This is a genomic window from Pseudomonas sp. CAN1, assembly GCF_030462585.1.
In the GTDB taxonomy this organism is placed as follows: domain Bacteria; phylum Pseudomonadota; class Gammaproteobacteria; order Pseudomonadales; family Pseudomonadaceae; genus Pseudomonas.
In genome coordinates this window covers 103,623-122,513 of sequence record NZ_JASMRU010000004.1, presented here as the reverse complement: position 1 = coordinate 122,513, position 18,891 = coordinate 103,623, and the positions used below count along the sequence as shown (strand labels likewise).

General features: G+C 66.3%; 17 protein-coding genes. 10 read left to right on the top strand and 7 right to left on the bottom strand.

Features of this window, described 5'->3' with window-relative positions; genetic code table 11:
* Window positions 1-136: 136 nt before the first annotated feature.
* A complete protein-coding gene (gene ompR / locus QO207_RS07835) occupies window positions 137-877 on the top strand; it encodes a two-component system response regulator OmpR (RefSeq protein ID WP_024762186.1) in 741 nt (246 codons plus the stop codon).
* Window positions 878-1,109: 232 nt separating this feature from the next.
* Window positions 1,110-2,429, top strand: coding sequence for an ATP-binding protein (locus tag QO207_RS07830; protein ID WP_301531911.1), 1,320 nt, complete (start codon window positions 1,110-1,112; stop codon window positions 2,427-2,429).
* Here QO207_RS07830 and QO207_RS07825 read toward each other — a convergent pair.
* The 3 genes from QO207_RS07825 to QO207_RS07815 form a co-directional block, all read right to left on the bottom strand.
* Complete coding sequence (locus QO207_RS07825) at window positions 2,426-3,355, bottom strand: LD-carboxypeptidase (RefSeq protein WP_301531910.1); 930 nt, start codon at window positions 3,353-3,355, stop codon at window positions 2,426-2,428. The genes QO207_RS07830 and QO207_RS07825 overlap by 4 nt on opposite strands.
* A gap of 259 nt (window positions 3,356-3,614) precedes the next feature.
* The gene (gene rimK, locus QO207_RS07820) at window positions 3,615-4,520 is read right to left on the bottom strand and encodes a 30S ribosomal protein S6--L-glutamate ligase (protein WP_038803545.1); all 906 of its coding nucleotides are present in this window, start codon (window positions 4,518-4,520) and stop codon (window positions 3,615-3,617) included.
* The gene (locus QO207_RS07815) at window positions 4,517-4,960 is read right to left on the bottom strand and encodes an ATP-dependent zinc protease (RefSeq protein WP_301532078.1); all 444 of its coding nucleotides are present in this window, start codon (window positions 4,958-4,960) and stop codon (window positions 4,517-4,519) included. Before QO207_RS07815 ends, rimK begins: the two co-directional genes overlap by 4 nt.
* A 134-nt stretch (window positions 4,961-5,094) precedes the next feature.
* Here QO207_RS07815 and QO207_RS07810 point away from each other — a divergent pair, with 134 nt between their 5' ends.
* Window positions 5,095-5,487 (top strand): RNA-binding S4 domain-containing protein, encoded by a 393-nt coding sequence (locus tag QO207_RS07810; RefSeq protein ID WP_301531909.1) that lies wholly within the window; start codon window positions 5,095-5,097, stop codon window positions 5,485-5,487.
* Between the two features lie 45 nt (window positions 5,488-5,532).
* Here QO207_RS07810 and QO207_RS07805 read toward each other — a convergent pair whose 3' ends face one another.
* Window positions 5,533-6,333, bottom strand: a complete 801-nt coding sequence (locus QO207_RS07805) for a phosphatase PAP2 family protein (protein WP_301531908.1) — start codon at window positions 6,331-6,333, stop codon at window positions 5,533-5,535.
* 118 nt (window positions 6,334-6,451) lie between these two features.
* On the opposite strand from QO207_RS07805, the gene hslO reads away from it, so the two are divergent.
* The 5 genes from hslO (at window position 6,452) to QO207_RS07780 (ending at window position 13,544) form a co-directional block, all read left to right on the top strand.
* A complete protein-coding gene (hslO, locus tag QO207_RS07800) occupies window positions 6,452-7,345 on the top strand; it encodes an Hsp33 family molecular chaperone HslO (RefSeq protein WP_301531907.1) in 894 nt (297 codons plus the stop codon).
* A 168-nt stretch (window positions 7,346-7,513) separates the two neighbouring features.
* A complete protein-coding gene (locus QO207_RS07795; protein ID WP_301531906.1) occupies window positions 7,514-9,055 on the top strand; it encodes a phosphoenolpyruvate carboxykinase in 1,542 nt (513 codons plus the stop codon).
* A gap of 190 nt (window positions 9,056-9,245) precedes the next feature.
* A complete protein-coding gene (locus QO207_RS07790) occupies window positions 9,246-11,171 on the top strand; it encodes an ATP-dependent DNA helicase RecQ (protein WP_301531905.1) in 1,926 nt (641 codons plus the stop codon).
* A gap of 127 nt (window positions 11,172-11,298) precedes the next feature.
* Window positions 11,299-12,798, top strand: a complete 1,500-nt coding sequence (locus QO207_RS07785; protein WP_301531904.1) for an NAD(P)/FAD-dependent oxidoreductase — start codon at window positions 11,299-11,301, stop codon at window positions 12,796-12,798.
* Window positions 12,799-12,941: 143 nt separating this feature from the next.
* Window positions 12,942-13,544, top strand: coding sequence for a nitroreductase family protein (locus tag QO207_RS07780; protein WP_301531903.1), 603 nt, complete (start codon window positions 12,942-12,944; stop codon window positions 13,542-13,544).
* A gap of 128 nt (window positions 13,545-13,672) precedes the next feature.
* On the opposite strand, the gene QO207_RS07775 is transcribed toward QO207_RS07780, so the two are convergent.
* Complete coding sequence (locus QO207_RS07775; protein ID WP_301531902.1) at window positions 13,673-14,572, bottom strand: LysR family transcriptional regulator; 900 nt, start codon at window positions 14,570-14,572, stop codon at window positions 13,673-13,675.
* Window positions 14,573-14,676: 104 nt separating this feature from the next.
* Between QO207_RS07775 and QO207_RS07770 the strand changes: the two genes are divergently transcribed.
* Both QO207_RS07770 and QO207_RS07765 read left to right on the top strand, forming a co-directional pair.
* Window positions 14,677-15,912, top strand: a complete 1,236-nt coding sequence (locus QO207_RS07770) for a 3-hydroxyacyl-CoA dehydrogenase (RefSeq protein ID WP_301531901.1) — start codon at window positions 14,677-14,679, stop codon at window positions 15,910-15,912.
* 2 nt (window positions 15,913-15,914) lie between these two features.
* On the top strand, window positions 15,915-17,705 hold the full coding sequence (locus QO207_RS07765) for an acyl-CoA dehydrogenase C-terminal domain-containing protein (protein WP_301531900.1): 1,791 nt from the start codon (window positions 15,915-15,917) through the stop codon (window positions 17,703-17,705).
* A gap of 37 nt (window positions 17,706-17,742) precedes the next feature.
* Here the strand turns inward: QO207_RS07765 and QO207_RS07760 are convergent, their stop codons facing one another.
* Window positions 17,743-18,039 (bottom strand): zinc ribbon domain-containing protein, encoded by a 297-nt coding sequence (locus tag QO207_RS07760; protein WP_301531899.1) that lies wholly within the window; start codon window positions 18,037-18,039, stop codon window positions 17,743-17,745.
* Between the two features lie 336 nt (window positions 18,040-18,375).
* Window positions 18,376-18,888, bottom strand: a complete 513-nt coding sequence (locus QO207_RS07755) for a dihydrofolate reductase (RefSeq protein ID WP_301532077.1) — start codon at window positions 18,886-18,888, stop codon at window positions 18,376-18,378.
* Window positions 18,889-18,891 lie beyond the last annotated feature (3 nt).

Genomic DNA, 18,891 nt, shown 5'->3' with positions numbered 1-18,891 from the left:
CAAAAGCGCCGCATTATACCCGCGACAATTTCACCGGGTGGGCGACTGGTCGGGGAAAAATCTGCTAACAATGGACAGGCCGTGATGCGCGGCTGCTGGGCGATAATGCCTGCCGAATCAGATTCTGGGAGTCTCCATGAGCAACGCTGCCACCCTGCCGGAAGGCGAAAAGATCCTCGTGGTCGATGACGACGCGCGCCTGCGCCGTCTGCTGGAACGCTTCCTCGATGAGCAGGGTTATCGCGTCCGCGCTGTCGAGAATACCGAGCAGATGGACCGCCTGCTGGCCCGCGAGCTGTTCCAGCTGGTGGTGCTGGACCTGATGATGCCCGGCGAGGATGGCCTCTCCGCGTGCAAGCGCCTGCGCGAGTCGAACAACCAGATCCCGATCATCATGCTCACCGCCAAGGGCGACGAATCCAGCCGCATCTCCGGCCTGGAACAGGGCGCCGACGACTACCTGGCCAAGCCGTTCAACCCGCGCGAGCTGCTGGCGCGGATCAAGGCCGTGCTGCGCCGCCAGGCGCCGCTGGTGCCGGGCGCGCCGGCGGGCGAGGACGAGATCGTCACCTTCGGCGACTACGAGCTGCACCTGGCCACCCGCGAGCTGAAGAAGGGCGAGGAAGTGCACATGCTCACCACCGGTGAGTTCGCCGTGCTCAAGGCCCTGGTGCAGCACGCCCGCGAACCGCTGACCCGCGACAAGCTGATGAACCTGGCCCGCGGCCGCGAGTGGGACGCCCTGGAGCGCTCCATCGACGTGCAGATTTCCCGCCTGCGCCGACTGATCGAGCCCGATCCGTCCAAACCGCGCTACATCCAGACCGTCTGGGGCGTGGGTTACGTGTTCGTTCCGGATGGCGCCGCCCGCAAGTGATTCAACCCTTGGGGGAGAGTGGCGGCGTTAGCCCTATTCCCTCTCCCCCCGCCCTCTCCCTGAAGGGAGAGGGAGCTTTCCGTGCCGGCTGACACCGCAGTTTCAGCCGGCGCCGATCCAGTCCCCTCTCCCTTCAGGGAGAGGGCTAGGGAGAGGGGCTCCGTCGGCTTGGTTCGCGATCAAGAGTCGGGTACCTCTCCTGCTACGGTCAGTGCTTCCTGGTAACGCCTTCTTGAAAACACCCCTCTGGTTCCCGCAAAGCTTCTTCGCCCGCACCCTCTGGCTGGTGCTCATCGTCGTGCTGTTCTCCAAGGCGCTGACCCTGGTCTACCTGCTGATGAACGAAGACATGCTGGTCGACCGCCAGTACAGCCACGGCGCGGCGCTGACCGTGCGTGCCTACTGGGCGGCGGATGAGAAATCGCGCGAGGCCATCGCCCAGTCCGCCGGGCTGAAGTGGGCGCCCCACGAGCAGGGGCAGCCGGAGGAAGTGCACTGGCCGTACACCGAGATCTTCCAGCGGCAGATGCGCATGGAGCTGGGCATCGATACCGAGACCCGCCTGCGCATCCATCATCCGTCGATGCTCTGGGTGCGCGCGCCGACCCTGGGTGACGGCTGGATCGGCGTTCCCCTCTACCCGCACCCGCTGCGCGGCCAGCAGATCTGGAGCGTGCTGGGCTGGTTCCTTGGCATCGGCCTGCTCTCTACCGCGGCGGCGTGGATTTTCGTGCGCCTGCTCAGCCAGCCGCTCAAGCGCCTGGTCTTCGCCTCCCGCGAGTTCGGCAAGGGGCGCAGCGTGCGCCTGCCGCTGGGGCAGGAAACGCCCAGCGAAATGGCCGAGGTGTACCGCGCGTTCAACCAGATGGCCGACGACGTCGAGCAGGCCGGCCGCGAGCGCGAGCTGATGCTGGCGGGGGTTTCCCACGACCTGCGCACGCCGCTGACGCGCCTGCGCCTGTCGCTGGAACTGATGCCCGACAGCGACCGCGAGATGGTCGAGGACATGGTCCGCGATATCGAGGACATGGACGCCATCCTTGACCAGTTCCTCGCTTTCATACGCGATGGCCGCGACGAATCGGTGGAAGAGGGCGACCTCGCCGACCTGATCCGTGAGGTAGCCGATGCCTTCAACCAGAGCGGCAACCGCGTGCGCCTGTGCCTGGAGACGCTGCCGCTGTTCCGCTTCCGCCGCGTGTCGATCAAGCGCCTGCTTGGCAACCTCATCGAGAACGGCCTGAACCATGGCGGCGGCAAGGTCGAAGTGGCGGCCCATGTGGCCGGCGGCGGTGGTGCTCCCTACGTGGTGCTCAGCGTGCTGGACCGTGGCGCGGGCGTCGATCCGCAGGAGCTGGAAAACATCTTCAATCCGTTCTTCCGTGGCGACAAGGCGCGCGGCGGCAAGGGCACCGGCCTCGGGCTGGCCATCGTCAAGCGCATCGCCGAACAGCACGGCGGCAGCATCGAGTTGCGCAACCGTGAGGGCGGCGGCGTGGAAGCGCGTGTCTGTCTGCCGCTGGGATTGCTGCTACCGCGCGACGCGCACTAATCCCAGCGCAGGGATTTCCCTTCCAGTACCGCCCGGCGCCCATAGGGCCAGGCGCGGTTGTGCGCGCCGTGGCCGCTGGGTAGGCCGTGGTAGAGCGGCACGCCCAGCTTCGCAGCGTACTCGGCAAAGATTTCTTCCAGGCTGTGGGCCACGCCCTTGCGCGGGCAATCGGTGTAGGTGCCCAGGCAGATCGCACCGAGGCGCGCGCCGTCGAGACTGTGCAGTAACTGCCAGAGGCTGCGTTCGATTCGGTAGTAGGGTTCGCCGACGTCTTCGAGGATCAGGATCGCACCGTCCGGCACGTACAGCGCGCCTTCGGTGCCGGCCATGCAGGCCAGCGCGGTGAGGTTGCCGCCGATCAATTCGCCTTCCACTGCCGTCTTCGGCCCCGCCAGGTGCTGCACCGCCAGCTTGCCGGGGCCGCCGGCCAGCACGTGGCTGATCGAGGCCAGCGAAGCCAGGCGTTCGCGCTGCTCGCTGGGTGCGCTAAGCGGTTGCAGACCGAGGCCGGTGGCGACCATCCCGTGGATCGCCGGCAGGCACTCGCGGTGGAAGGCGCTGAGCAGGATGGAGATGTCCGAGAAGCCGATCAGCGGGCGCGGCGACGCGGCCGTGAGGCGTTGCCAGTCCAGTTGCGGGATGAGTTGTCCACAGCCGTAGCCACCGCGCAGGCACCAGACGGCGCTGACGTCTTCCAGCTCGAAGGCGGCGTGGAAGTCCTCCAGACGCTGCTCCGGCGTGCCAGCCAGATAGCGATAGCGCGCGTCGGCGTGCTCGCCCAGGTGGTAGTCGATGCCCTGCACTTCCAGCTGGCGCAGGGTGGCTTCCAGCACCTCCTCGGCAATCGCCGAGGCCGGCGCAACCAGCGCGATGCGGCCCTCGATGGGCGACCAGGTGAGTTCGGCGTGGGGGCGGGGAGCGGGCATGGCTGGATTCCAAAGACTGCAGAAGAAACTGTAGGAGCGAGCTTGCTCGCGAAGGGTTCAGCGTGGCAACGAAGGCAGGAAGTTCGCTCCCGTAGGGCGAATAAAGCGGAACGCTTTATCCGCCGATTGGCTGGAAGGTGCTTCCTGATAAGACAACCCTGACATCCCTGTCGTGGCTACGTGCTTCTCTGTGACCCCTGCCAGGCCATCCGTGGCCTGGCGTTCGCCGGCGCGACGCATGCGTCGCGAAAGCCCCGGCTCACCCCTTGCCCTTCGTTCTGGCCAGATGCGGCCCGCCGTTCTTCTCCAGGTACTCGATGATCACCCCGGCGATGTCCTTGCCGGTGGTGGTCTCGATGCCTTCCAGGCCGGGCGAGGAGTTCACCTCCATCACCAGCGGCCCGTGGTTGGAGCGCAGGATATCGACGCCGGCGACGTGCAGGCCCATGACCTTGGCGGCGCGGATGGCAGTCATGCGCTCCTCCGGGGTGATCTTGATCAGGCTGGCGCTGCCGCCACGGTGCAGGTTGGAGCGGAACTCGCCGGCCGCGGCCTGGCGCTTCATCGAGGCAATCACCTTGTCGCCGACCACGAAGCAGCGGATGTCGGCGCCGCCGGCCTCCTTGATGTACTCCTGCACCATGATGTTGTGCTTGAGCCCCATGAAGGCCTCCAGCACCGACTCGGCGGCCTTCTCCGTCTCGCAGAGGACCACGCCGATTCCCTGGGTGCCTTCCAGCAGCTTGATCACCAGCGGCGCGCCGCCGACCATCTCGATCAGGTCCGGCACGTCATCGGGGGAGTGGGCGAAACCGGTTACCGGCAGACCGATGCCCTTGCGCGAGAGCAGCTGCAGCGAGCGCAGCTTGTCACGGGAGCGGGCGATGGCCACCGATTCGTTGAGCGGGAACACCCCCATCATCTCGAACTGGCGCAGCACGGCGCAGCCATAGAAGGTCACCGAGGCGCCGATACGCGGGATCACCGCGTCGAAACCTTCCAGCGGCTTGCCGCGGTAGTGGATCTGCGGCTTGTGGCTGGCGATGTTCATGTAGGCGCGGAGGGTGTCGATCACCACCATCTCGTGGCCGCGTTGCTGCCCGGCCTCCACCAGCCGACGGGTGGAATACAGGCGCGGATTGCGCGACAGCACAGCAATTTTCATTGATCACCTGGAAGGGTGGCGGGAACCATGATGAGGGGTTTGTCTTGCACATAGGTAAGGCCGGGGTTGACCACCAGCTGGCCCTGCACCAGAGCCTTGGAGCCTAGCAGCACGCGATAGCGCATGGTCTTGCGGCAGGCCAGGGTGAATTCGATCGACCAGGCGCGGTCGCCGAGGGCCAGCAGGGTGCGGATCACGTAGCGGGTCTGGGCCTGGCCGTTGGAGCTCTTGATGGTCTTCATCGTCACCACCGGCGCCTCGCAACGATGGCGGCGCTGCACCTGGGTGCCCAGGTGCGCGACGAAGCGCACCCAGTCCTGGCCATCGCGCTCGAAGGGCACGATGTCGCTGGCATGCAGGCTGGAGGTGCTGGCGCCGGTGTCGATCTTCGCGCGCAGGCCGACCATGCCCAGTTCGGGCAGGGCGATCCATTCGCGCAGACCAATTACCGACAGCTGGTCGAAAGTCTTCAAGGCAGGCGTCCCCGGCGTTTGCCGGCATTCTAGTCAGGCCGATTGTGCCCCGCCAGCGGGGCGCGGGGTACACTCGCAGACCCGCATGACGAGGTTGTGAAGTGAGCGAAGAAGACGACGACAAGGTTCGCCTGGACAAGTGGCTGTGGGCGGCGCGCTTCTACAAGACCCGCTCCCTGGCCAAGGAAGCCATCGACGGTGGCAAGGTGCACTGCCGGGGCGAGCGCTGCAAGCCGGGCAAGGAGCCCAGGGTCGGCGAGGAATACGTGATCCGCACCGGCTTCGACGAGCGCACCGTGGTGGTCAAGGCGCTGTCGATGGTGCGTCGCGGTGCGCCCGAGGCACAGCTGCTGTATGAGGAGACCGCCGACAGCGTGAAGCGCCGCGAAGATGCCTCGGCGCTGCGCAAGGCGGGCGCGCTGGGCGTGCAGACCGACGGTCGGCCGACCAAGAAGCAGCGCCGCCAGCTGTTCAACTTCCGCGATCAGGAATGATCGACCGGCGAGGGCGGCGCGCGCCCCGCCGGGATCGGCTGGTAGTCAGGCCGCGACGACGCTCAGGCGGTTGACCAGCGGAATCTTCGCCGCCAGGCGGAACAGCGGGTCGGTCCAGCGCACCAGCGCGGCGCTGCCCTTGGCGGCGAACGGGGTGAAGCAGCTCCAGGCCAGGGCCACCAGCGCCATCTGCACGCCGCCGATGTAGTCGTCCTGGCCCCAGTGCGCGCCGGCCACCAGGCGCGGCAGCATGAACAGCAGCGCCAGGCCCCAGATCACCACCCACTGCAGGGCGTTGCGGGCGAACAGGGTGAGGAACAGCGCCCAGATCAGCAGCACCGAGGCGTGGTCGCCGGGGAAGCTGCGGGCGGATTCGTCCTTCACTTCGAAGGCGGTGTCCTGCCACTGCGGGAAGAAATCTTCCAGACGCACGGCATCCGGCGCCACCGCGGAGATGCTTGCGTGCTGCCAGCCCAGCTTGTGGGCGATCTTGGCGTAGAGGATGCGCACCACCACCAGCACCACCGCCGCGCATAAAAAGCCGAAGGTCGCCGCGCGGGCCTGGGTCGCCTTGAAGATCCAGTCGCCACGGATCAGCAGGAGCAGCAGGATCACCCCGACCAGCAGGTCGAACGGCCGCGTGCTCGCCACGGCCCAGGACAGGCGCCAGGCTTCATTGGTCGCCAGCGGCTGGTTGAGCAGGCTGAACAGGCTGAAATCGAACAGGTCCATTGCGCTGCGAGTGGGCTCCCAGAGCCACAGCAACAACAACAGGCCGGCCATCAGGTGGCAGGCAATAAAGGGCTTCCAGGACCAGGTGGCTTGGAACGGCGTCGCTTTATCCATAAAATCGGTCCCCCCTTACGGAACCACTCGAACGCGGGTGGGTGCTGCAAAGCGCGCTTTATAGGCCTTTGCCATCAACTTGTCATTTATTTGTGCCTATCGCAGCGTTGTGCAAAGCATGTCCCAGATCGATCAAAGTCAGCGTTTCCTCTTCGACAACACCGACGTGCGCGGTGAGCTGGTAGAGCTCGACCGCAGCTACGCCGAAGTACTGGCCAAGCACCCCTACCCGCAACCGGTCGCCCAGCTGCTCGGGGAGATGCTCGCCGCCGCCGCGCTGCTGTGCGGCACCCTGAAGTTCGACGGCCTGCTGGTGCTGCAGGCGCGCTCCAACGGCGCCGTGCCGCTGCTGATGGTGGAATGCTCCAGCAACCGCGAAGTACGCGGCCTGGCCCGCTACGATGCGGACGCCATCGGCGACACCGCCGGCCTGCCCGAGCTGATGCCCGAGGGCGTGCTGACCCTCACCGTCGATCCGAAGAACGGCAAGCGCTACCAGGGCATCGTGCCGCTGGAAGGCGCGACCCTGGCCGACTGCCTGTCGACCTACTTCGCCACTTCCGAGCAACTGCCGACCCGCTTCTGGCTCAACGCCGACAGCCGTCGTGCCCGTGGCCTGCTGCTGCAGCAACTGCCGGCCGACCGCGAGCGCGACGCCGAGTCGCGGGAAGCCAGCTGGCAGCACGTCAGCACCCTGGCCGACACCCTCACCGCCGAGGAGCTGCTGGGCCTGGACAACGCCACCGTGCTGCACCGCCTGTACCACGAGGACGACGTGCGCCTGTTCGAGCCGCAGCCGCTGGTGTTCCGCTGCAGCTGCTCGCGGGAACGCTCGGCCAACGCACTGGTCAGTCTTGGACTGGAAGACGCGCAGCGCCTGCTGGCCGAACAGGATGGCGAAATCGTCATCGACTGCCAGTTCTGCAACCAGCGCTACCAGTTCGACGGTTCGGACGTTGCCCAGCTGTTCTCGGGCGGCGGTAGCCAGACACCGTCAGAAACCCGCCATTGACCGCATCGAATTGTCCGATAGCCGAACCAATGGCGCTCTCGCCAGATCAGAGGCTGCACGAGAACAGTTCTTTTCTGGCATAATCCCGCGACTTTTTTCCGCGGTAGTGGGAATCAGAAGTCACTACGCAATGTTTGGAGGACTCGGCTTCGGCCGACGGGGACCCACATGACGCAAGCCAATAAAGCCGTTTACACCGATATCAGCGTTGCCCAACTGGTGGAAGAAGCCATTCGCCGCGGCGAAGGCGAACTCGCCGACAACGGCTCGCTCGTGGTGAAAACCGGCCACCGCACCGGCCGCTCGCCTGCCGACCGTTTCATCGTCGAAGAGCCGGGCAGCAAGGATTCCATCGCATGGGGCGCCATCAACCGTCCGTTCCCGGCCGACAAGTTCGATGCCCTGTGGGACCGTGTCCAGGCCTTCAATAACGCCCAGGAACACTTCGTCTCCCACGTTCATGTAGGTTCCGCCGCGGATCACTACCTGGCCGTGAAGATGACCACCGCCACCGCCTGGCAGAACCTGTTCGGCCGCGCGCTGTTCATCGAGCCCGAGCAGTACAACCCGGCCGGCCGCGAAGAGTGGCAGGTCCTCAACGTCGCCAACTTCGAGTGCGTGCCCGAGCGTGACGGCACCAACTCCGATGGCTGCGTGATCCTCAACTTCGCCCAGAAGAAGGTGCTGATCGCCGGCATGCGCTACGCCGGTGAAATGAAGAAGGCCATGTTCGGCGTGCAGAACTACCTGCTGCCGGAAAAGGACGTGCTGCCGATGCACTGCGCCGCCAACATCGGCGAAGCGGGCGACGTCACCCTGTTCTTCGGCCTGTCGGGCACCGGCAAGACCACCCTGTCCGCTGACGAAAGCCGCTACCTGATCGGCGACGACGAGCACGGCTGGGGCGAAGGCGTTGTCTTCAACATCGAAGGCGGCTGCTACGCCAAGTGCATCGACCTGTCCGAGAAGAACGAGCCGGTCATCTGGAAAGCCATCAAGTTCGGCGCCGTGCTGGAAAACGTCGTTCTCGACGAAAACTGCACCCCCAACTACGCCGATGACAGCCTGACCCAGAACTCCCGCGCGGCCTACCCGCTGGAGAACGTCGAGAAGCGCTCCGAGCAGAACCTAGGCGGCGAGCCGAACGCCGTGATCTTCCTGACCTGCGACCTGACCGGCGTTCTGCCGCCGGTGTCGATCCTGAACAACGAGCAGGCGGCCTACCACTTCCTGTCCGGCTACACCGCGCTGGTCGGTTCCACCGAAATGGGTTCGGGCGGCGGCATCAAGTCGACCTTCTCCACCTGCTTCGGCGCGCCGTTCTTCCCGCGCCCGGCCGGCGTCTACGCCGAGCTGCTGATCAAGCGCATCAAGGCCTTCGGTTCCAAGGTCTACCTGGTCAACACCGGCTGGACCGGCGGTGGCTACGGCGTCGGCAAGCGCTTCAACATCCCGACCACCCGTGGCGTGATCGCTGCCATCCAGAGCGGCGCTCTGATCGGCGCCGAGACCGAGCACCTGGACATCATCAACCTGGACGTACCGAAGGTCGTTCCGGGCGTCGAGACCAACCTGCTCAACCCGCGCAACACCTGGGAAGACAAGGCTGCTTACGACGAAGCCGCCAAGGGCCTGGCCAGCAAGTTCATCGACAACTTCCAGAAGTTCGACGTGAGCGACGCCATCAAGAACGCCGGCCCGCAGCTGTAAGCGAGCCTGTTCGGGAAAGAGCCGCCTTCGGGCGGCTTTTTCATTTGCGCCTGGGAACGGTCCTGCTCCGAGGTGCTCTTCGTAGGAGCGAGCTTGCTCGCGAACCGGAGTTGGGCTGTTCGCGAGCAAGCTCGCTCCTACAATGTCGCTTTCTAGGCTGGGTGGATTGCCTAGTAAAGGAGTACATCCCATGCACGACACCCTCGAACGCGTCTTCGGCTTCCGCCAGTTCCGTCCTGGCCAGGAGGCGGCGGTCAGCGCCGTGTTGGCCGGGCGCTCGGCGGCGGCGATCTTCCCCACCGGCTCGGGCAAGTCGCTCTGTTATCAACTGCCGGCGCTGCTGTTGCCGCACCTGACCCTGGTGGTCTCGCCGCTGCTGGCGCTGATGCAGGACCAGCTCGCCTTCCTCGCCCGCCACGGCATCGCTGCCGCCAGCATCGACTCGGCGCAAAGCCGCGAACAGACCGCGCAGACCATGGCGCGGGCGCGCAGCGGTGAGCTGAAGGTGCTGATGATCTCGGTGGAGCGTCTGAAGAACGAGCGCTTCCGCAACTTCATCAGCGAAGTGCCGATTTCCCTGCTGGTGGTGGACGAGGCGCACTGCATTTCCGAATGGGGCCACAACTTCCGTCCCGACTACCTGAAGCTGCCGGACTACCAGAAGCAGTTCCGCATTCCCCAGGTGCTGCTGCTCACCGCCACCGCGACGCCGGCGGTGATCGCCGACATGCGCAGCAAGTTCGCCATCGCCGAGGCCGATGTGGTCACCACCGGCTTCTATCGCGCCAACCTCGACCTGCAGGTGGAGCCGGTGGCCAGCGCCGCCCGTCGTGCGCGCCTGGTGCAGTGGCTGGGCGAGCGTGCCGGGCAGCCGGCCATCGTCTACGTCACCCAGCAGAAGACCGCCGAGGAAGTCGCCGCGCACCTGGCCGAGCGCGGCATTCCCGCTTGCGCCTACCACGCCGGGATGGAACACCCTGAACGCGAGGGCATCCAGCGCCGCTTCATGGAAGGTCGGCTGAACTGCATCGTCGCCACCATCGCCTTCGGCATGGGCATCGACAAGAGCAACATCCGCCAGGTGGTGCACTACGACCTGCCCAAGTCGCTGGAGAACTACAGCCAGGAGATCGGCCGTGCCGGCCGTGATGGCCAGCGTTCGGAATGCCTGGTGCTGGCCAACCGCGACAGCCTCAACGTGCTGGAGAACTTCGTCTACGGCGACACCCCCGAGCGCGAAGGCATCCGCAACGTGCTGGAAGAGATTCGCCAAGCGCCCAATGGCCAGTGGGAAACCATGCTGGTGCCGCTGTCGGACCAGTCGAACATCCGCCAGCTGCCCCTGAAGACACTGCTGGTGCAGCTGGAGCTACGCGGCATCATCGCCCCGCGCTTCGCCTATTTCGCCGAATATCGCTACAAGCTGCTGATCGATTCCGCCGAACTGCTGGGTCATTTCCAGGGCGAGCGGCGCCAGTTCGTCGACGCCATCCTTACCACCTCGGCCCGCGCCAAGACCTGGGCGACCCTGGACTTCGACACCCTCTACAGCCGCCACGGCGCCGAGCGTGCACGGGTAGTGAAGGCGCTGGACTACTTCCAGGAGCGCGGCTGGGCGGAGCTGGAGAGCAAGCAGATGACCGAGGTCTACTCGGTGCGCGATGCCTCCTTCTCTGTGGATAACCTCAGCGAGGAACTGCACCGCTACTTCAAGCGCCACGAGGAAAGCGAGATCGCCCGTATCGGCGCCATGCTCGAACTGCTGGGCAGCACCGAGTGCCTGAGCTGGCGCCTGGCCGAATACTTCGGCGACCAGCAGGCGCCGCGCCAGTGCGGGCACTGCTCGGTCTGCGCTGGCCATGTTGCCCGGCTGCCGGAGCCGCCCGCGCTGCCGGCGCTGGATGGCCAGGCGCTGCACAGCCGCTGCGCCGCCTTCCTGGAGAAGTACCGCAGCGCCCGAGGACTTGCGCCCAGCGCCGACTGCGTGACGCGCTTCCTCTGCGGCATCAGCGTGCCGGCTTTCACTCGTATGAAGGCACGCACGCTGCCGGGCTACGCGACGCTGGAGGACTACCCCTACGCCCAGGTCCGCGACTGGGTGCAGGCGCAACTGTGACCGCCTGAAGACGCCGGTGCCACGCACGACTAAAGGTCGGCGTGATGCCGGCGGGGCTCCTTGTAGGGTGTGGAAAAGGCATTTCCGCCTAGACTCTTCAGGGCGTTGCAGCAAGGAGCCCCCACGCATGTCCACCGAGCATCTGGATGTACTGATCATCGGCGCCGGCCTGTCCGGCATCGGCGCCGCCTGCCACCTGCAGAAGCAGTGTCCCGGCAAGTCCTACGCCATCCTCGAAGGCCGCGAGGCCATGGGCGGCACCTGGGACCTGTTCCGCTATCCGGGCATCCGCTCCGACTCGGACATGTACACCCTGGGCTACAACTTCAAGCCCTGGACCGACCCCAAGGCCATCGCCGACGGTCCGTCGATCCTCAACTACATCCGCGAGACCGCCCGCGAATACCGCGTCGAGGACAAGGTCCGCTACCGCCACCGCGTACTCAAGGCCGACTGGGACAGCGCCAGCGCGCGCTGGAACCTCGTCGTGCAGCGCGGCGACGACGAACAGCCGGTACGCATGAGTGCGCAGTTCCTCTTCATGTGCACCGGCTACTACCGCTACGACGCCGGCTACACCCCGGATTTCGCCGGGCGCGAGAGCTTTGCCGGGCAGGTCATCCACCCGCAGCTGTGGCCGGAGAACTTCGACTACAGCGGCAAGCGCATCGTGGTGATCGGCAGCGGCGCCACCGCCGTGACGCTGGTTCCCTCGCTGACCGACAAGGCCGCCCACGTCACCATGCTGCAGCGCTCGCCGTCCTACGTGATCACCCTGCCGGCGAAGGACCCGATCTCCAACTTCCTGCGCAATTTCCTCCCGGAGAAGTGGGTTTACCGCCAGGCGCGGGCGCGCAACGTGACCATGCAGATGATCTTCTTCATGGCCTCCAAGGCGTTCCCTGGCGCGGTGCGCAAGCTCATGCTCAAGCTGGCCAACCTGCAGCTGGGCAAGGACTTCGACATGCGCCACTTCAGCCCGCGCTACAAGCCGTGGGACGAGCGCGTGTGCTGCGTGCCCGATGGCGACTTGTTCAAGACGCTGCGCCAGGGCCGCGCCTCGGTGGTCACCGACCATATCGAGCGCTTCTGCGAGAAGGGCATCCTGCTCAAGTCCGGGCAGGTGCTGGAAGCGGACGTCATCGTCACCGCCACCGGGCTGGACCTGGTGATGTTCGGCGGCGCCGAGCTGGCCATCGACGGCAAGCCCTTCGACGTCACCCAGAGCATGGGCTACCGCGGCATCATGCTGCGCGACCTGCCCAACCTCGCCGCCATCGTCGGCTACACCAACGCCAGCTGGACGCTCAAGGCCGACCTTTCCAGCGAGTACTTCTGCCGCCTGATCAACCACCTTGATGCTGTCGGCATGCGCCAATGCACGCCACGCCAGACCGCTGGATCGGTGAAGGAAGAGCCCTTCCTCAACCTCAACTCCGGCTACATCCAGCGCGCCGCCGACCGCATGCCCAAGCAGGGCGACCGCACGCCGTGGAAGCTCTACCAGAACTACGCGCTGGACCTCGCCCTGCTGCGCTTCGGCAAGGTCGAGGATGGTTATCTGGCCTTTACCTCGCCGAAGCAGCGCCAGGCTGCGGCGGCGCCGGTGGAAGCGCTGGAGAGCTGACCCTCGGGGCGCCCGTCATTGGCGGCGGGCGCTCGATCCATCAGGTAATCGCATAGACATTATCGATACGCCGCTCTGCAACGGGGCGGCCTCTCGGCTTACCATGCGCGCCATTCCCGCCCATGCCAGCCAGAGGATTTTCCATGCTGATCGAAGACGCCATCCGCAGCCGCCGTTCCATTCGTGGTTTCGACACTTCCTATGTGATGAGCCGCGAAGAGAAGGACGACCTGCTGCAACAGGCGCTGCTCGCACCGACCTCTTTCAACCTGCAGCACGTGCGTCTGGTAGAGGTCAGCGATCCCGAGCTGCGTGCGCAGATTCGCGCAGCCGGCTGGGACCAGGTGCAGATGACCGATGCCTCGATGCTGGTGATCGTCTGCGCGCAGGTCGACAGCTGGGAGCAGAACGCCGAGCGCGTGTGGGACGGCGCCCCGGTCGAAGTGAAGAACTACATGATCGGCGCCATCGACGGCTACTACCGCGACAAGCCGCAGACCCAGCGCGACGAAGCCATGCGCAGCAGCGGCCTGGTGGCGCAGACCCTGATGCTCGCCGCCCGTGGCCGCGGCCTGGACAGCGTGCCGATGGTCGGCTTCGACTTCGACGCCGTGGGCAAGCTGATCAACCTGCCGGCCAGCCATGCCATCGGCCTGATGATCGCCGTGGGCAAGCAGGCGGTGGAAGCCCGGCCGCGCATCGGCCGCCTGCCGCTGGAAGAGACGATCGTTCGCGATCGCTTCTGATCCCGTCCAAACGCGCCTCCGGGCGCGTTTTTGTTTTTGCTCTTTGTAGGAGCGAGCTTGCTCGCGAACAGAGGTCATCTGATACACCGACGTGGGGCAGGTTCGCGAGCAAGCTCGCTCCTACAACGTTACTCCGGCGCGGAATCCACTATCCGTTCCACCAACCACTGCAACGCCGTATCCCTCTCGCGCTGGGCGAGATAGACCAGCTCCAGGTGGAACTGCCCCACGTCGAACGGCAGCTCCAGCACCTGCAACGGCAGCAGCTGGGCAAAATGCGCCGCCAGCCGCGTCGGCAGCACCGTGAGCAAATCCGTGGTCGCCACCAGATGTGCCGCCTGCAGGTAGTTGGGCGTGGTGTAGGCGATCTGCCGTTTCAGCCCCTGGCTGGCCAGCCACTGGTCGACCATGCCCTTGGTCTGCCCGCCGGAAACCCACAGGTGCCGCTGGCCGAGGAAGGTCTCCAGATCGATCCCGCCGTCCACCTGCGGATGCCCGCGCCGGGCCAGCAGGCGCAGCGTTTCGCTGGCCCATGGGCGGCGCTGGAAGCGTGCCGGCAGTTCCTCGAAGCGGCCCAGCACCAGGTCCAGGCTGCCCTTGTCCAGCGCCTCGGCGGGTAGCGTCGGCGTCAGGTGCTGGATGCTCAGGCCCATGCCCGGCGCCGCGCTGCCCAGACTTTCGAGCAGGTGCGGCATGCACAGCGCTTCCACATAGTCGGTCAGCGCCAGAGTGAAGCGCTGGCGGCTGCGCGCCGGGTCGAAGGTGTCGCCACCGGCCAGACTCTGGCCGATGCGCTGCAGGGCATCGCGGATCGGCGCTTCCAGTTCCAGCGCCCGTGGCGTCGGCTGCATGGCCCGGCCCACGCGCACCAGCAGCGGATCATCGAGCAGTTCGCGCAGGCGGTTCAGCGCGTTGCTCACCGCCGGCTGGCTCAGCGACAGGCGCTCCGCCGCACGCGAGACGTTGCGCTCGCGCAGCAGTGCATCCAGCACCCGCAGCAGGTTGAGGTCGAAGGTGGTCATATTCACTGGCTGAATTCCACTTATCACAACTCAAAATTTCAAAAATAGTACCGCCTTCCCTAAGGTGAGTGGTCTTCAAACGAGCGTTTCAGGCTGACAAGAGGAACAACATGAGCCAGAACATCCGCATCGCCAGCGCCGCCGTCATCGGCGCCGGTACCATGGGCCGGGGCATTGCCATGTGCCTGGCGAACGCCGGCGTGCAGGTCCTGTGGCTGGACAACAACCCGCAGATGCTCACCCAGGCCCTCGGCGCCGTGGCCGACACCTATGCCCACAACGTGCGCCAGGGCCGCATCGACGAGGCCGAAGCGGCCCGTCGTCGTGCACGCATCTCCCAGGCGGCGAACTACGCGGCGATCCGCGAAGTGGACCTGGTGATCGAGGCGGTGTACGAGAACCTCGAGCTCAAGCAGTCGATCTTCCGCGAGCTGGATGCGGCGCTGAAACCCTCGGCCGTCCTGGCTTCCAACACTTCCTACCTGGACGTCGACGCCATCGCCGCGGTGACCTCGCGGCCGTCCCAGGTCCTCGGCCTGCACTTCTTCAGCCCGGCGCACATCATGAAGCTGCTGGAGATCGTGCGTGGCGCGAAGACCGCTCCCGCCGTGCTCGAAGCGGCGCTGGAATTGGGCGAGCGCATGGGCAAGGTCAGCGTGGTCGCAGGCAACTGCCACGGCTTCATCGGCAACCGCATGCTGGAGAAGTACGTCCAGGAATCGCGCCGGCTGATCCTCGAAGGCTCGCTGCCGCATCAGGTGGACGCGGCGATCCAGGGCTTCGGCTTCGCCATGGGGCCGTTCCGCATGTTCGACGTGGTCGGCATCGACCTCGAATGGCGCGCCCGCGAGCTGGCCGGCAAGGGCCAGGACGCGCCGACCGTGCAGGTGGACAACCGCCTGTGCGAGATGGGCCGCTTCGGCCAGAAGAGCGGCAACGGCTTCTATCACTACGAGCCGGGCAGCCGCCAGGCCGAGCACGACCCGGAAGTGGATGCCCTGGTGCTGCGCGAGTCCGAGCGCCTGGGCTACCAGCGCCGCGACATCGGCGCCGAGGAAATCCTCGAGCGCTGCCTGCTGGCGCTGGTCAATGAAGGCGCAAAGATCCTCGACGAAGGCATCGCCTCCACCAGCGCCGACATCGACACCGTTTACCTCAATGGTTATGGCTTCCCGAAGGACAAGTCCGGCCCAATGGCCTGGGCCGATGCCCAGGGCCTGCAGAGCGTGCTGGCGCGCCTGCGTGACCTGGCCGGCGAGCACGGTGCGCACTGGCAGCCGGCGGCGCTGATCGAGCGCCTGGCCGCCGCCAATGGCCGCTTCGCCGACGTGAAACAGGAGCACTGAACATGAGTTACCAGGCACCCCTGCGCGACATGCGCTTCGTCCTCCACGAACTGTTCGACGTCAGCGGCCACTGCGAGCTGCTGGGCAACGGCCTCGACCGCGAGCTGATCGACGGCGTGCTGGAAGAAGGCGCGCGCTACACCGGCGAAGTGGTGGCCCCGCTGAACCGCAACAGCGACGAGCAGGGCGCGACCCTGCTCAACGGCGAAGTCACCACGCCTGACGGCTTCCGCGAGGCCTACCAGCAGTACTGCGACAACGGCTGGGCCAGCATGACCGGGCCGACCGAATTCGGCGGCCAGGGCTTCCMGCAGATGGTCGCGGCCAGCTTCCACGAGATGCTGATGGCCGCCTCGCTGTCGTTCCGCGTCTATTCCGGCCTCACCGAGGGTGCAGTGCTGGCGCTGTACAAGCACGGCGCGCCGGAGCTGCAGCGAGACTACCTGGCGAAGATGGTCAGCGGCGTGTGGAGCGGCACCATGTGCCTCACCGAGCCCCAGGCCGGCACCGACCTGGCCCTGCTGCGCACCCGCGCCGAGGCGCAGGCGGACGGCAGCTACCGTGTCAGCGGCAGCAAGATCTTCATCAGCGGTGGCGAGCAGGACCTCTCCGAGAACATCGTCCACCTGGTGCTGGCGCGCCTGCCGGATGCGCCGGCCGGAGTGAAGGGCATCAGCCTGTTGCTGGTGCCCAAGTTCATCGCCAACGCCGACGGCACGCCGGGCGCGCGCAACTCCCTGAGCTGCGGCGCCATCGAGCACAAGATGGGCATCAAGGGCGCGTCCACCTGCGTGATGAACTTCGACGGCGCCACCGGCTGGCTGATTGGCCAGGCCAACCAGGGCCTGGCGTGCATGTTCACCATGATGAATGACGCGCGCTTCCAGGTCGGTTTGCAAGGTCTGGGCATCGCCGAGCGTTCCTGCCAGGGCGCGCTGGCCTATGCCCGCGAGCGCCTGCAATCGCGCGCTCTGACCGGTGCGGCGGAGCCCTCCAAGGCCGCTGATCCGATCATCGTCCACCCGGACGTGCGCCGCATGCTGCTGACCCAGAAGACCCTCACCGAGGGCTGCCGGATGATTTCCGCGCTCTGCGCCCGCGAACTGGACCTGGAGCACGGCCATCCCGAGGCGGACGGTCGCAAGGCGGCGAGCAAGCGCGCGGCGCTGCTGATCCCCATCGTGAAGTCGTTCTTCACCGACGTCGGTCAGGAAGTTTCCAGCCTCGGCGTGCAGGTCTACGGCGGCCACGGCTACATCCGCGAATGGGGTATGGAACAGCTGATGCGTGACAGCCGCATCACCCAGATCTACGAAGGCACCAACGGCATCCAGGCGCTCGACCTGATCCGCCGCAAGCTGCTGGGCGACGGCGGCGCGGAGCTGAACGCGCTGATCGGCGAACTGGCAGCGATCTGCGAAACCGTCGGCGTGCGCACTGAACTGGCAGGTCTCGCGGAAACCGTGCGGCAACGCCTACTGGAATGGCGCAGCCTCACCAGCGAAGTGATCGCCGCCTGCCAGCGCGACCCGCAGGAAATCGGCGCCACCTCGGTGGACTTCCTGCAGTACTGCTCCTACGTGCTGCTCGGCGGCCTCTGGCTACAGGCGGCTGGCGTGGCGCAGGCGAAGCTGGCGACGGGCGAGGGGGACGCGGACTTCTATCGCGCCAAGCTCGCCAGCGCCGAGTTCTACGTCAAGCGCATCCTGCCGCGTGCCAGCATGCACCGCGAGGCCCTGCTGGGCGGCGCGGACTGCCTGATGGCGCTGGACGCGGAGCACTTCGCGTTCTGACCGCCAGGGCGGCTTCCACTCGCGGAGGCCGCCCGGCTCAGGTGCTGCGCTCCTGTCCGCAGCGGGCACAGAAACGCGCCTGGGGTGCCAGGCTATCGCCGCAGCCGGAACACAGGGTGGGTTTCTGCGAGGCGCCGCAGTGCTGGCAATACTGGGCGCCCAGGGCAATGGCTGCCTGGCATTGCGCGCAGGTGGTCATCGGTGCTGCTGCCGGCCTCGGCGGTGCTTCCCGCCAGTCCGGCGCGTCGTAGCTGCCATGGCCGCCACCGTGACGACCGCCATAGCCGCCGCGGCCGTGGTGACCGCCCATCATCAAACGTTCGAGCCAACCCATGATGTACCTCCCGTTTCCCGTCGTGGGGTGGAGTCATTGGGCGGCCTGTAGTTGCTACAGGGTCAAGGGCGGGGATTGTGAGCGGAGATTTCACGCATGAGTGCCCATGAAAAACGCCGCGCCGGGTGACCGGGGCGGCGTTTTCTTTTGGTAGTTCGGAGCTGGGCGGTCCCTCTCCCTAACCCTCTCCCTGAAGGGAGAGGGGATATTCGAGTGAGGCGAACTTGCTTACGTCACCGGCGAACACAGTGCGTTCATTTTGCTCCGAACGGCTCCCTCTCCCTTCGGAGCGGGGCGCGCAGCCAGGGCTGGGGAGAGGGGCTCTCAACTTCAAACTCAGGCCCGCTCCCAAACCTCGAACGCATAGGCCGGCGTCTCGCCTTCCGCGTCGTGCTCGATGCTCGACGCCAGGTGCCACTGGCTTGCGTTCACTTCGGGGAAGTGCGCGTCGCCCGCCGGGCTAAGGCCCACGCGGGTCAGGTAGAGGCGTTCGGCGCGGCCCAGGGCTTCGCCGTAGAGTTGGGCGCCGCCGATCAGCATCAGCTCGTCGGCTTCCTCCTCCCTGGCCCACTGCTCGGCGCGCTCCAGGGCGGCGTCGAGGCTGGTGAAGACTTCCGCGCCTTCGAGCTGGAGGCCGGCCTGGCGGGTGACCACGATGTTCAGTCGGCCCGGCAGCGGGCGGCCGAGGGAATCCCAGGTCTTGCGGCCCATGATCACCGGTTTGCCCAGGGTCATCGCCTTGAAGTGCTTGAGGTCCTGCGGCAGGTGCCAGGGCAGGCGGTTGTCGACGCCGATCACGCGGTTCTCGGCAAGGGCGGCGATCATCGCCAGGGGCAGTGCTTGGGTCATCTC